General features: G+C 33.7%; 12 protein-coding genes. 10 read left to right on the top strand and 2 right to left on the bottom strand.

Annotated features, from left to right (window positions below):
* Nucleotides 1-27: 27 nt before the first annotated feature.
* The 7 genes from IRZ78_RS22050 to IRZ78_RS22020 all read left to right on the top strand — a co-directional run bounded on the left by IRZ78_RS22050 (nucleotide 28) and on the right by IRZ78_RS22020 (nucleotide 7,066).
* A complete protein-coding gene (locus IRZ78_RS22050) occupies nucleotides 28-1,152 on the top strand; it encodes an N-acetylmuramoyl-L-alanine amidase (RefSeq protein ID WP_194618927.1) in 1,125 nt (374 codons plus the stop codon).
* A 50-nt stretch (nucleotides 1,153-1,202) separates the two neighbouring features.
* On the top strand, nucleotides 1,203-2,168 hold the full coding sequence (locus IRZ78_RS22045) for an MlaD family protein (protein ID WP_194618924.1): 966 nt from the start codon (nucleotides 1,203-1,205) through the stop codon (nucleotides 2,166-2,168).
* A 6-nt stretch (nucleotides 2,169-2,174) separates the two neighbouring features.
* On the top strand, nucleotides 2,175-3,512 hold the full coding sequence (locus IRZ78_RS22040) for a (Fe-S)-binding protein (protein ID WP_194618922.1): 1,338 nt from the start codon (nucleotides 2,175-2,177) through the stop codon (nucleotides 3,510-3,512).
* Between the two features lie 126 nt (nucleotides 3,513-3,638).
* A complete protein-coding gene (locus tag IRZ78_RS22035; protein ID WP_194618920.1) occupies nucleotides 3,639-4,430 on the top strand; it encodes a (Fe-S)-binding protein in 792 nt (263 codons plus the stop codon).
* A 111-nt stretch (nucleotides 4,431-4,541) separates the two neighbouring features.
* On the top strand, nucleotides 4,542-5,024 hold the full coding sequence (locus tag IRZ78_RS22030) for an ABC transporter ATPase (RefSeq protein WP_194618918.1): 483 nt from the start codon (nucleotides 4,542-4,544) through the stop codon (nucleotides 5,022-5,024).
* A 452-nt stretch (nucleotides 5,025-5,476) separates the two neighbouring features.
* On the top strand, nucleotides 5,477-6,613 hold the full coding sequence (bshA, locus tag IRZ78_RS22025) for an N-acetyl-alpha-D-glucosaminyl L-malate synthase BshA (RefSeq protein WP_194618916.1): 1,137 nt from the start codon (nucleotides 5,477-5,479) through the stop codon (nucleotides 6,611-6,613).
* Nucleotides 6,614-6,637: 24 nt separating this feature from the next.
* Entirely contained in the window at nucleotides 6,638-7,066 is a 429-nt protein-coding gene (locus IRZ78_RS22020) for a protease complex subunit PrcB family protein (protein WP_194618914.1), read from the top strand.
* 103 nt (nucleotides 7,067-7,169) lie between these two features.
* On the opposite strand, the gene IRZ78_RS22015 is transcribed toward IRZ78_RS22020, so the two are convergent.
* Nucleotides 7,170-7,667, bottom strand: coding sequence for a hypothetical protein (locus IRZ78_RS22015; protein WP_194618912.1), 498 nt, complete (start codon nucleotides 7,665-7,667; stop codon nucleotides 7,170-7,172).
* A gap of 170 nt (nucleotides 7,668-7,837) precedes the next feature.
* Nucleotides 7,838-8,662: a UDP-2,3-diacylglucosamine diphosphatase gene (locus tag IRZ78_RS22010; protein WP_194618910.1), complete on the bottom strand. Its 825-nt coding sequence runs from the start codon at nucleotides 8,660-8,662 to the stop codon at nucleotides 7,838-7,840.
* Between the two features lie 188 nt (nucleotides 8,663-8,850).
* On the opposite strand from IRZ78_RS22010, the gene aroC reads away from it, so the two are divergent.
* The 3 genes from aroC to IRZ78_RS21995 all read left to right on the top strand — a co-directional run bounded on the left by aroC (nucleotide 8,851) and on the right by IRZ78_RS21995 (nucleotide 13,644).
* The gene (gene aroC, locus IRZ78_RS22005; protein ID WP_194618908.1) at nucleotides 8,851-9,909 is read left to right on the top strand and encodes a chorismate synthase; all 1,059 of its coding nucleotides are present in this window, start codon (nucleotides 8,851-8,853) and stop codon (nucleotides 9,907-9,909) included.
* A gap of 53 nt (nucleotides 9,910-9,962) precedes the next feature.
* Nucleotides 9,963-11,249: a dicarboxylate/amino acid:cation symporter gene (locus IRZ78_RS22000; RefSeq protein ID WP_194618900.1), complete on the top strand. Its 1,287-nt coding sequence runs from the start codon at nucleotides 9,963-9,965 to the stop codon at nucleotides 11,247-11,249.
* Between the two features lie 208 nt (nucleotides 11,250-11,457).
* Entirely contained in the window at nucleotides 11,458-13,644 is a 2,187-nt protein-coding gene (locus IRZ78_RS21995) for a response regulator (protein WP_194618898.1), read from the top strand.
* Nucleotides 13,645-13,760 lie beyond the last annotated feature (116 nt).

The following is a 13,760-nucleotide window of genomic DNA, read 5'->3' as shown; positions in this document are numbered from 1 at the left end:
GTTTTATTAAAATTAACTTTTAGATTTATGAACAGATTTAACAAAATTAAAGTAATATTTACTTTTTTTCTAACGATATTGTCTTTTTGTGCATACAGCCAGTCAAATGTTTTTAAGGTAACACTTGATGCTGGGCATGGAGATCATGACTTTGGAGCTGTTTATAGCGGACGGATTGAAAAAAATATTGCTTTGGCCATTGTTTTAAAAGTTGGTAAAATTTTAGAAAGCACGCCCAATATTAATGTGATTTATACTCGTAAAACAGATGTTTTTATCGATTTGGTTGAAAGAGCCAATATTGCCAACAGAGCCAATTCGAATATTTTTGTGTCAATTCACTGTAATGCTAATAAAAATACGGCTGCTGATGGAACAGAAACCTATGTAATGGGTTTAAGTAAACTGGCATCAAATCTTGAGGCTGCGAAAAAAGAGAACTCGGTTATTACCTTAGAGAAAGATTATAAACGTAAATACGAAGGTTATGATCCTAATTCTCCGGAATCTATGATTGGTTTGACTTTAATGCAGGAAGAATATCAGGATAACAGTATTTCACTTGCCAGTAAAATTGAAGATAATTTTGAAAAATTAGGAAAAAAACTAAGACAGGGAGGGGTAAAGCAGGCACCTTTTATGGTACTTCATAAAGCGTATATGCCAAGAGTTTTAGTTGAAACGGGATTTATCTCTAATCCTACTGAAGGAAATATTTTAAATTCTGAAGAGGGACAAAATGATATTGCAAAAGCTATTGCCGAAGCAATTTTAAGTTACAAAAGAGAATATTTTGGTTCCGGAGCTAGTGAATCAAACGATGCGCGACCAGTAAGAGATACTACTCCTGTAAAAGCAAAAGTGGTTGAAACTCCTGCGGTTGCTAAGAATACTCCAAAAGGAACATTCTTTAAAGTACAGCTTATCGCCAGCATTAAAAAAACGCCCTTAGAACCTAAAAATTTTAAAGGACTAAAAAATGTAACAATGATATACGAAAATAATATTTATAAATATTTTTACCAGGAAACTTCGGATTATACAGCTGCTAAAAAATATTTAGAAGAAGCTAAGGATAAAGGATATGGAGCTTCTTTTTTAGTTGCAACTAAAGATGGAGAAAAGATCAGTATTCAAGACGCTATTAAATAATAGCCTTTAGTTCGAATATTTATACTAATTTTGTACAAACACTAAGAATTTTGAAACTAACAAGAGAAATTAAAACGGCTATTTTAGTCATCGCGTCAATTTTATTATTTATCTGGGGCTACAGCTTTTTAAAAGGTAAAGACCTTTTTACAAATTATAAGACATTATATGTAGAATATGATAATGTTGAGGATCTGTCAGCATCAGCACCCGTTACCATAAATGGACTTTCAGTTGGTAAAGTAAGTAAAATTACAATTAATGAATTAACAGGTAAATTATTAGTTGAACTTCAATTAAAAACAGATTTTCCAATTTCAAAAACAAGTAAAGCGGCTTTGTATTCGCCAAGTTTAATTGGTGGAAAACAAATTAAAATTTTGCCTAATCTGGCTGATAAAGATCCGGCAGAGGAAGGACAAACGCTTGTATCTACTGTAGAGATGGGATTAACAGAATCTCTGGGAGGTAAAATCGAACCTATTCAGCAAAAATTAGATTTAATGCTTCTTAACATAAATACTCTGGTATCGGGATTAAATAATGTTTTAGACAAACAAGGGCAGGAGAATCTAAAAAAATCATTGGCAGAATTAAGCCAGACAATGGAGCAGTTTCATAGAGCTTCAGGAAGTTTGAATTCTATTTTGGATACCAATAAAGGTCAGATAAACGGAGTGGTGACAAACTTTAACAAGATGTCAAACAACTTCAATAAGATATCTGATTCTTTAAACAAGGCTGATTTAGGAAAAACAGTTAGAAACCTAAACCAAACTTTGGCTAAAGTAGACGGTATTATGAGTAACTTAAACTCAGGAAAAGGTACTGCCGGTAAATTATTAAGTGATGATGCTTTGTATAACAATTTGGCTAAGACTTCAAAAGAGTTAGAATTGTTATTGCAGGATGTTCGTTTATACCCAACTCGTTATGTAAATGTTTCTCTTTTTGGAAAGAAAAATAAACCTTACGTAGCCCCTGTAGAAGATGCAAATTCAACCGATAAAAAATAATAAGGAATGGGATATTTAGACAATATTTTATTTGCTATACTTTTAATAGCTGGTTTTGGCTTTTTTGCTTCAAGTGTAAAAAAGATTATCAGAAACATTAACTTAGGAGTTGATGTAGATCGTAAAGATAATCCAAAGGCGCGTTGGGCAAATATGGCGATGATTGCTTTAGGGCAGTCAAAAATGGTGAAACGGCCTGTTGCCGGAGTATTGCATATTGTTGTTTATGTAGGTTTTGTTATTATTAATATCGAGTTACTCGAAATCATCATCGATGGTTTGTTTGGAACACATAGAGTTTTTGCTCCTTATTTAGGTGTAGTCTATGATGTTTTAATTGCCGCATTTGAGATATTGGCATTTTTGGTTCTGGTTGCAGTTATTGTATTTTGGATCAGAAGAAATATAATTAAGTTAAAACGTTTTATAAATCCGGATTTAAACGGGTTTCCAAAAAGTGATGCCAATTACATTTTGTATTTCGAGACTGTTTTAATGATTTTGTTTTTATTGATGAATGCTTCTGATTTGCATTTACAAAATGTTCCGGGGGGATTTTCGCATTTTCATAAAGCAGGAAGTTTTCCAATAAGTCAGTTTATTGCGCCAATGTTCAACGGAGTTTCAAACGAACTGGTTGGATTGTTGTTTGAAGTTTTTTGGTGGTTGCATATTGCAGGTATTTTGGTTTTTATGAACTATTTGTACTTCTCAAAACATTTACATATTCTTTTAGCTTTCCCAAATACTTATTTTGCTAATCTGAAACCAGAAGGGCAGTTTGATAATTTGGCATCAGTTACAAAAGAGGTGAAGTTAATGATGGATCCAAACGCAGATCCGTTTGCCGCTGCTCCGGTAGATGAAAACGCTGCGCCAGGTAAATTTGGGGCAAGTGATGTTCAGGATTTAAACTGGGTTCAGCTATTGAATGCTTATACTTGTACAGAATGTGGCCGTTGTACATCATCTTGTCCGGCGAATCAAACCGGTAAAAAATTGTCTCCTCGTAAAATTATGATGGATACAAGAGACCGTTTGCAGGAAGTAGGAAAAAATATAGATGCCAACAAAGGTGTTTTTGTTCCGGATAATAAGACCTTATTAAACGATTATATTACTCCTGAAGAATTGTGGGCTTGTACCTCATGTAATGCTTGTGTAGAGGAATGTCCGGTAAATATAAGTCCGTTGTCTATTATTATGGATATGCGTCGTTATTTGGTAATGGAGCAAAGTGCTGCGCCAATGTCATTGAATGCGATGATGACTAATATTGAAAACAATGGTGCGCCTTGGCAATACAGCCAACAGGACAGGTTGAATTGGAAAAATGAGAATTAAAGAGTTTAAGCGGTTATTTGTTTAACCGTTTAATCGACTAATAAAATAAATTTCGGTTTTAATTTTAAGGAAAAGGTTTATTCAGACGAGAGATTAATCCAATTACCGATTTAATAAAATAAGAAGATGTCAGAAAGTTTAGTAGTACCAACAATGGCAGAAATGCTGGCCGAAGGAAAACAACCAGAAGTTTTGTTTTGGGTGGGTTGTGCGGGAAGTTTTGATGATAGAGCAAAAAAAATTACAAAGGCATTTGTACGAATCTTAAATCGTACTAATGTTTCTTTTGCGGTTTTGGGTACTGAGGAGAGTTGTACCGGAGATCCTGCAAAACGCGCCGGAAATGAATTTTTGTTTCAGATGCAGGCCATGATGAATATCGAGGTTCTGAATGCTTATGAAGCTAAAAAAATTGTTACGGCTTGTCCGCATTGTTTTAATACTTTAAAAAATGAATATCCTGAATTAGGAGGTCAATATGATGTAGTGCATCATACGGAGTTTTTAAAGTCGTTAATGGATGAGGGAAGATTAACTGTTGAAGGAGGTCAGTTTAAAGGGAAAAAAATCACTTTCCACGATCCTTGTTATTTAGGAAGAGCCAATAAAGTTTATGAGGCACCAAGGGATTTAATTGAAAAACTTGATGTAGAGCTGGTCGAAATGAAACGTTCTAAAGCGAATGGTTTATGTTGCGGAGCGGGTGGAGCACAAATGTTTAAAGATGCTGAACCAGGAAACAAAGAAGTAAACGTATTACGTACAGAAGATGCTCTGGAAGTAAAACCGGATATTATTGCAGCAGGTTGTCCGTTTTGCAATACAATGTTAACTGATGGTATTAAACATCAGGAAAAAGAAGGACAAGTAAAAGTAATGGATATTGCGGAGTTAATTGCTAATGCGCAAGATTTGTAAAAAAGTGGCTAAGGTTCTGGGATACTAAGCTGCTAAGTTTTTTTGCTGGAAACCTGAAATTTTAAACTTGAAACTTTTCAAATCCAATAATCTAAAATCTAAAATTTAAAAATGTATATACCTTTTGAAAATTTACCTGGTGAATCCAGAATTTGGATTTACCAATCAAACAGAAAGTTTTCTGAGGAAGAATTTTCTGAAATAGAAACTGACCTGAAAGCTTTCGTAGAAGGCTGGGCAGCTCACGGAACAAGTTTAGAGGCTTCATACCAACTAAAATACAACCGATTCATTATTTTGGCTGTAAATCAGGATGTGCAGGCAGCTACAGGATGTTCTATAGATAGTTCAGTGGAGTTTATCCAAAGTTTAGAGAAAAAATACCACGTTGATTTGCTTGATAAGATGAACGTTACTTTTAAACTTGGTGAACACATAGCTCATAAACCATTAATTGATTTCAAGAAAATGGTGAAAGATAAATCGGTATCTGAGAATACGATTGTCTTTAATAACCTTGTAAACAATATCGAAGAATACAACGAATCGTGGGAAGTTCCTGCTGCCGATAGCTGGCATAGCAGATTTTTCTAAGAAGAATTTATAATAAAAAAAAAGGCATGAAATTTAGATTTTATGCCTTTTTTTGTTTTAAGAATATCACATTTACGAGTAAACATGCTGGGTTTAACTCTGTGGATCTTACAAAAATAAAAGCCTCTAATTTAGCCCCGATGGGAGTGATATCCTTTTTTGCCGTTGTTGGGCAGAAAAGATATAACGGACAGCGGGACAGATGGTTATTTTGGAAAAGTGATTTTTTGCTTCTTATTTAAATTATGAATTATTAGTTATGAATTATGAGTGTAAAGTTCTTCTTGTGAAGCCTATGGATCGCTCAGACTGACAGAGATAATGTTAGAGTAATTGTTTTAAATATCTAACGATCTAATACTCTGGTACATTTAATCTTCACAAAAATCTAACAATCTAAATCTTCGATTAAATGCTATTTTTGAGTACTTTCGTAGTATTAAATTTAATACATGAAAATAGCTATAGTTTGTTATCCGACATTTGGCGGTAGTGGCGTAGTTGCTACAGAATTGGGTCTTGAATTAGCCAGACGCGGACACGAAATCCATTTTATTACTTATAGTCAGCCGGTTAGGCTGGCACTTTTGAATCCTAATGTTCATTATCACGAAGTAAACGTTCCTGAATATCCTCTTTTTCATTATCAGCCTTATGAATTGGCTTTGTCAAGCAAATTGGTTGATATGGTGAAATTATATAAGATTGAAGTCTTGCACGTGCATTATGCTATTCCTCACGCTTATGCGGGCTATATGGCCAAGCAAATGCTGAAGAATGAAGGCATTAATCTGCCAATGATTACAACGCTTCACGGAACTGATATTACTCTTGTTGGAAATCACCCTTTTTATAAACCCGCAGTGACCTTTAGTATCAATAAATCTGATTATGTTACTTCTGTTTCGCAGAGTCTGAAAGATGATACTTTGAAACTCTTTAAAATCAAGAATAAAATCAAGGTAATTCCTAATTTTATTGAGCTGGATAAGGTGAGAAAAGATCCGCAGCAGCCTTGTCACCGTTATGTAATGGCCAAGGAAAATGAGCGTATCATAACGCATATCAGTAACTTTAGAAAGGTAAAACGTATTCCGGATATTATTAAGATTTTCTATAATATCCAGAAAGAAATGCCAGCTAAATTGATGATGGTGGGTGATGGTCCTGAGAAAGAAAAAGCGGAAATTTTATGTATGGAACTGGGAATTTACGACAAGGTAATTTTCTTTGGAAACAGTAATGAAATTGATAAAATTTTATGTCTTACTGATTTGTTCCTGCTTCCGTCAGAAACAGAAAGTTTTGGTTTGGCAGCTTTAGAAGCAATGGCTTGCGGGGTTCCGGTAATTTCGAGTAACTCGGGAGGTTTGCCGGAGGTTAATTTTGATGGTATTTCGGGATATTTGAGTGATGTTGGGAATGTCGAAGAAATGGCTGCAAATGCAATTAAGATTCTTAAAGATGATAAAACGCTGAATGAATTTAAAGCAAATGCGCTGGAAGTAGCGAAGAAATTCGATATCAAAAATATATTGCCTAAGTATGAAGCTTTGTATCAAAAAGCAATAGACGATTATAAAGAATAGAACATAATTTAAAAATACTCGTAAATGAAAAAAGTAATTTCGGTTTTAATAATTTTTGTTTTGATTTCTTGCGGAGCAAAAAAAACAGCAGATTCAGGTTCGAAAGTTTTGTATGAGGTTTTGACGGAACAATCTGACGGTGGTGGGAATATTAAGTTTTTTGAAATTTTGACTGAACCTAATGAAATCAAAATGTTGGAAAATGACCCGCTTTTAAAAGATAAAATGAAACATGACGATATTAGTAATTCGAATTATGTTATCCTGAACATGGGGGAGAAAAATACCGGCGGATACTCTATTGGCGTTGAAAAAGTGGAAGAAACCGATAAGAATATTATCATTACGATAAAAGAAGTAAGTCCAGCTCCGGATGCGATGGTGATGCAGGTGATTACCTATCCTTATACGGTGGTAAAAGTGCATTCGAAAAAAGAGATTATTATTAAATAAGCATTCTTTAGGTTAAATTCAATGCTGAGCCTAATGAAAACAAAAAAATCCTGTCGCTTTTCAACGACAGGATTTCTTTTTACAATTATTTTTTAGTTTTAATTTAGAATCTAAATTTAACTCCTAAACCTACATCGAATCCAAAATTGTCATCATCATAGTATCCAGAACCAATTTCTGGTCTTGCATCTAATGAAAGTGTAATAGGTGCTTCGCTAAATCTGTATTCTATACCGATATCTCCAGCTGCAAATACGTATGTTCCGCTGTCGTTATACTTAAAATTGTTGTTGTAGTAATCGTGATCCCATGCAGCAATACCACCACCAACACCAGCGTACCAGTTAAAACCTCCGTCGATGTTCCAAACCCATTGGTAAAGAGCAACTCCTTTAATGGCGTCTACATTACTGCTGTTTCTAAAACCTAAATCAAATTCAAGTCTGTTTTTTTGGCTTAAGCCTAATTGATATGATACCTCGCCACCAAATCCGTTGTTATCTCCTAAACGTACTCCTAAAGCGTGTTTTGAAATTTCTTGTGATTGAGCTGTGAATGCTATTCCTAATAGCATAAAGGCAGATAAAATGATTTTTTTCATAAAAATGGTTATTTAATTTTTTTCAAATGTACAGTTACGTGTTGAGTAGAAACGTATAATATTTTTGAAAATTGTTATATAATTCACATTTTTGAATTTTAATTTCATTTTGTTAAAGGCTTCGGTGTCAGTTATAATGCGTGATTTGGACTTTTGAAGCAGTTTTAGGATTATTTTTTAAGGATGATCGAGGAAATTAATTGGGAGCTTAAAATGTCTTCCATCTCGAAAAGATTTTCTTCTTCTGTAAAATTACTTTCAGTATAAGAGTATAATTTCCAACGCTTTTTGTGGTATTCTAGCGCAGTTAGATTTTCGACCCAATCGCCGGAATTTAAATATAAGGTAGATCCGTGTTTGTTTTCTTTAGTTATGATTTTTGGTTCATGTATATGTCCGCAAATTACATAATCGTATTTTTTTTCGATGGCTAAATCTGTAGCGGTAGTTTCGAAATCTGAAATGAATTTGACAGCCTTTTTTACACTTGCTTTTATTTTTTTAGAAAAAGAATACGGTTCGCGGCCTAATTTTGCCAAACACCAGTTGGCAAATCGATTGCTCAAAATTAGATAATCATATCCTAATCCGCCTAGTTTTGCGATCCATTTTGAGTGCTGAACAGAAGCGTCAAAAACATCTCCGTGAAAAATCCAGGCTTTTTTATCGTCTAATTCTAAAACCAGTTTATCAACCAGTGAAAAATTTCCCATGTTCATATCGCTGAATTTTCGAAGAATTTCATCGTGATTTCCAGTGATGTAATACACTTTTGTGCCCTTAGATGCCATCCCGATTATGCGTTGAATGACTCTTAAATGTGCTTTAGGGAAGTATGATTTTCGAAACTGCCAGGCGTCAATTATATCGCCGTTTAAGACTAATGTTTTGGGCTTAATGCTTGATAGGTAGTTGTTTAGTTCTTTAGCGTGACTTCCGTAAGTTCCCAAATGGACATCTGAAAGAATGACCAATTCGACATTTCGTTTTTTCAATTTTTCTTTTTTTGAAGTTTAACAAATAAAAGAAACTCCTAGCAGAGATATTTTATCAAAAGGTTATCAATTTGGCCACAATTTTAATAAATTGTGATTTTTAAACTCCTTAACCTTTAGTTAATAATACTAATTTTAAATTTTTTAATTTAATTCATAAAACTTACATTTGCTCAAAACAAATTACAATGGCAGGAAATAGCTACGGCACCCTATATAAAGTTACAACATTTGGAGAATCTCATGGTGAAGCTTTAGGTGGAATTATTGATGGTTGTCCATCAGGAATTGAACTTGATTTAGAAGCAATTGAACTTGAAATGTCCAGAAGAAAACCAGGACAATCAGCAATTGTAACACAACGTAAAGAACCCGATGCAGTGCAGTTTTTATCTGGTATTTTTGAAGGTAAAACTACGGGAACGCCAATTGGTTTTATTATCCCCAATACCAATCAAAAATCTGATGATTACTCTCATATAAAAGACAATTACAGACCAAGTCACGCTGATTATGTATACGACCAGAAATATGGTTTTCGTGATTATCGAGGAGGCGGAAGAAGTTCTGCTCGTGAAACCGCAAGCAGAGTAGTGGCAGGGGCAATTGCAAAGCAAATGTTACCGGAAATTAAAATTAATGCTTATGTTTCGTCTGTTGGGCCAATTCATTTAGATACGCCTTATCAGGATTTAGATTTTTCTAAAATAGAAAGTAACCCTGTTCGTTGTCCGGATGAAAAATCGGCAGCAATTATGGAAGAATACATTCGCGATATCCGCAAGCAGGGAGATACTGTAGGTGGTGTTGTTTCGTGTGTGATTAAAAACGTTCCGGTTGGTTTAGGTGAGCCGGTTTTTGATAAATTACATGCCGAATTAGGAAAAGCAATGCTTTCTATCAATGCCGTGAAAGGTTTTGAATACGGAAGCGGATTTTCAGGTTCTGAAATGAAAGGAAGCGAACATAACGATTTATACAATCCTGACGGAACGACAAAAACAAATCTTTCAGGAGGAATTCAGGGCGGAATCAGCAACGGAATGGATATCTACTTTAGAGTAGCTTTTAAACCTGTTGCCACTATCATGCAAACCCAGGATTCATTAGATAATAAAGGAAATATCACACCAATGACGGGTAAAGGTCGTCATGATCCGTGTGTTGTACCACGTGCTGTGCCTATTGTTGAGGCTATGGCAGCAATTGTTTTGGCTGATTTTTATTTAATCAACAAAACATATTAATAAAAATTAAGGCAGTGAGGGTCTTAATATTTAATTCTAAATAAAACAAATTAATGCAAGTAACAGAAACTAAAAAAAAATCATTTCTTAAAGGACTAACAGGGCAAATAGTAATTGCAATGGTGCTTGGAGCAGCTTTAGGAATTGTGATCCATAATTCGATTTCGCAGGAAGCTGCACTGTCTTTTAGCAATAAAATAAAAATGCTTGCCACGATCTTCATTAGATTAGTGCAAATGATTATTGCTCCTTTGGTTTTTACGACCTTAGTAGTTGGAATTGCTAAATTGGGCGATATAAAAACAGTTGGAAGAGTGGGAGGAAAAGCTCTTGGATGGTTTTTTACAGCATCTTTTGTATCCTTGCTAATTGGATTATTTTATGTAAATCTTTTAGAGCCTGGAGTAGGTTTAAAATTAGATCACGTAGATATGGCTGCAGCTTCTGAGGTTACAGCAAAAACAAAAATATTATCTGTTGAGAATTTTGTAGAACACATTGTTCCTAAAAGCCTTTTTGAAGCATTGGCAACCAATGAGATTTTACAAATTGTGATATTCTCTATCTTTTTTGGATTGGCGGCAGCTTCATTAGGAAGTACGGTAAAACCAATTATAAATGCTTTTGATAAAGCGTCTCACATTGTTTTAAAAATGGTGAATTATGTAATGAACTTTGCTCCAATTGGAGTATTTGGAGCCATTGCAGGAGTTTTTGCTATTCGAGATGCAGAAGAGTTAATCATTACTTATTTTAAATTTTTCGGATCATTTTTAGTCGGAATCAGTACACTATGGGTAGTTCTGATTGCTGTAGGTTATATTTTCCTGAAAAGAAGAATGACCGAATTATTACGACGTATTGTTGGGCCGCTGGCTATTGCTTTTGGAACAACCAGTAGTGAAGCTGTTTTTCCTAAATTGACAGAAGAACTGGAACAATTTGGTGTAAAGGATAAAATCGTTGCCTTTATGTTACCGCTTGGATATTCGTTTAACCTGGATGGAAGTATGATGTACATGACTTTTGCCAGTATCTTTATTGCTCAGTTTTATGGCGTTCATTTAGATTTAGGAACGCAAATGGCGATGCTTTTGGTTTTAATGTTAACCAGTAAAGGTATTGCGGGTGTGCCAAGGGCCAGTTTGGTTATTGTTGCGGCTACTTGCGGAATGTTTAAAATTCCAGTTGAGGGAATTGCCTTAATTTTGCCAATTGATCACTTTTGTGACATGTTTAGAAGTGCTACGAATGTTTTAGGAAACGCTTTAGCAACTTCGGTTGTGGGTCAGTGGGAAGCTGATAAGGAAGATAACATAGAAGGACTTGAAGAAGTTTAGTTTATAAAAATAGTTTTATACTTTTTAAATAAAAAAAACCGTAATGATAATTTTCATTACGGTTTTTTATTTGGAGCTATTTTGTAATTGTTAAGAATCAAAAAGAAATAGTGATAAACAATATTGATTAGTATTACTTTCATTATGAAAAACATACTGCTATTTTGAAGTTATAATAATGTATATTTGAATAAACATTTGCCCAATTATGTCTTATTACAGGTTTTATTTTTTATTTTTTGTATTTCTAAATTTATTTTGTCCTGAGCTCTTTGCCCAGACTGGTATTGCATCAAATGAAAAAGTTAAAGATTTAACGCAACAAGCCTGTGATTATTTAGACGAGACTAATTACGAAAAGTCATTAGAGAAATCCGGTATAGCCTTACAACATGCCTTTAATATAAAAAATGACACCTTAATTTCCCGAAATTACAATATAATAGCCATTAACTTTCACGAGTTGGGTGAAGTAGATAAAGCAGATTTTTTTTACCATAAAGCTTTATCCTATGCTAAAAGATCTAATATTGTAAGTTTACGAATGATGATTACTAGTAATCTAGGGAACTTATGTTTTTTTGAAAAGAAAATGTATAGTGATGGAATTGCTTATTATAAAGAATCGCTAAAATTTGGTGACCATGCTAAATATGCTGAAGAAGTTGCCATAACAAACCTTAATATCGTTTGGTCGTATTTTAAGATAGGAAACTATGCCAAAGGGTTACCTTACCTAGACTACATTAATAAAAACCAGAATAATTTAAAAGGAAAATCAAATGATGTTGCGCTGAATTTTTTAAACGGAATGTATTGGTCAAATGAAAACGATAATGCTAAGGCAAATAAATATTTCCTGAAAGCTATTTCTTATGGAGAGTCTATAAATGAAAAAACAGATTTGTTATATGCCTATTTGGAGTATTCGAAGTTTTTGAATAAGATTCGTAAATTTGAGCATGCGTATAAAAATATGCTCGCCTATAGTACGATCAGAGATGAAATGACGAATAAAGAAAAACTCAAGCGGGCGTCTATTGCCGGTTTTAATCTTGAGTTAGATGAATACAAAAGACAAATTGATAAAATCGAAAATGAAAAAGATTCGCAATATCAGAGTCTGAAAAAATCGAGGATTATTGTCATTTTGTTTGTCCTGATTTCTCTCATACTTTTTTTTCTGATCATTACGCTGATCAAAAATATAAGGTTTAAGAAAAAACACAATTTAGAGCTTTTAAAAGCTAAAGAAATTGCCGAGGAAGCCTCTTTGCTCAAAACTCAATTTATTTCGACTATAAGCCATGAATTGCGTACTCCCTTATATGGTGTAGTAGGGATTACTAATATGCTGCTTGAAGAACATAAAGAATTATCAAGAAGCCAGCATTTGAGTTCCCTGAAATTTTCGGCCCGATATTTATTGTCATTGGTCAACGACATTCTTCAAATTAATAAAATCGAAGAAAATAAAGTGGTATTAGAGAATTTGACATTTAACATTTCTGATGAAATTACAATGATCAAAAATTCTCTTTCTTTCTTATCTCAAAAAAAAAATAATAAGATTTCTGTCTCTATAGATTCTAATATTCCGGAATATTTGATTGGAGATAAATTAAGACTTGCCCAAATTTTGATGAATTTAGTGAGTAATGCATTAAAGTTTACCAAAGACGGAGAAGTTGAAATTATCGTAAAACTCAAAGATATACAGGGAAAAATGTACTTTCTTGATTTTTTAATTAAAGATAATGGTGTTGGAATTGCAATTGTAGATCAGGGTAAAATCTTTGAAAAATTTGTTCAGGTAGGCCGAAAAGATGAAGATTACCAAGGAACAGGATTAGGACTGAGTATTGTAAAACGATTGTTGGGACTTTTTGGAAGTACTATTAGTTTAAAAAGTACTATTGGCGAAGGAACGTCATTTACCTTTGTAATTCCTTTTGAACATGATCCGCAAAAGACTAAAAATATTATCGATGAAATCGAGGTAGATCTGACTTCAAGTGATGTTTATAAAATACTGATTGTCGAAGATAATCTGATCAACCAGCTCGTTACAAAGAAGATTATCGAAAAGAATAATTATATCTGTAAAGTAGTAGACGACGGTTTTGGAGCTTTGGAAATACTAAAAAAAGAAGATTTTGATCTTATTTTAATGGATATCAATATGCCTTTGATGAATGGTTTTGAAACGACTAAAAGAATTCGCTTAAAAGGTATAAAAACGCCTATTGTAGCATTGACTGCTTTTGATAAAGATGAAATAACAGATGAGGCAATTTCGTCGGGAATGAATGATATAATCATCAAGCCTTTTGAGCCCGTTAAGCTCTTTAAGATTATAAGTTACTTAATACACGAAGCTAAAAGCCATAGTTAGTAAGGTGTATAAGAATAAAAAAAAAGAAAACACTAATTTCACTGATTAACACAGATTAGTTTGTGGAATTAATTACACGGGCTATTAGGTATTAATATCATTTATGAAATTAGTGT

Source organism: Flavobacterium sp. CSZ (assembly GCF_015350725.1).
Lineage (GTDB): Bacteria > Bacteroidota > Bacteroidia > Flavobacteriales > Flavobacteriaceae > Flavobacterium.
This window is presented reverse-complemented; position numbering and strand designations above follow the sequence as displayed.

What these genes read in the sequence shown, in the direction of transcription:
- IRZ78_RS22050 (WP_194618927.1), top strand. Translation starts at nt 28, where the DNA reads ATGAACAGATTTAACAAAATTAAAGTAATATTTACTTTTTTTCTAACG.
- IRZ78_RS22040 (WP_194618922.1), top strand. Translation starts at nt 2,175, where the DNA reads ATGGGATATTTAGACAATATTTTATTTGCTATACTTTTAATAGCTGGT.
- IRZ78_RS22035 (WP_194618920.1), top strand. Translation starts at nt 3,639, where the DNA reads ATGTCAGAAAGTTTAGTAGTACCAACAATGGCAGAAATGCTGGCCGAA.
- IRZ78_RS22030 (WP_194618918.1), top strand. Translation starts at nt 4,542, where the DNA reads ATGTATATACCTTTTGAAAATTTACCTGGTGAATCCAGAATTTGGATT.
- bshA (WP_194618916.1), top strand. Translation starts at nt 5,477, where the DNA reads ATGAAAATAGCTATAGTTTGTTATCCGACATTTGGCGGTAGTGGCGTA.
- IRZ78_RS22020 (WP_194618914.1), top strand. Translation starts at nt 6,638, where the DNA reads ATGAAAAAAGTAATTTCGGTTTTAATAATTTTTGTTTTGATTTCTTGC.
- IRZ78_RS22015 (WP_194618912.1), bottom strand. Translation starts at nt 7,667, where the DNA reads ATGAAAAAAATCATTTTATCTGCCTTTATGCTATTAGGAATAGCATTC.
- aroC (WP_194618908.1), top strand. Translation starts at nt 8,851, where the DNA reads ATGGCAGGAAATAGCTACGGCACCCTATATAAAGTTACAACATTTGGA.
- IRZ78_RS22000 (WP_194618900.1), top strand. Translation starts at nt 9,963, where the DNA reads ATGCAAGTAACAGAAACTAAAAAAAAATCATTTCTTAAAGGACTAACA.
- IRZ78_RS21995 (WP_194618898.1), top strand. Translation starts at nt 11,458, where the DNA reads ATGTCTTATTACAGGTTTTATTTTTTATTTTTTGTATTTCTAAATTTA.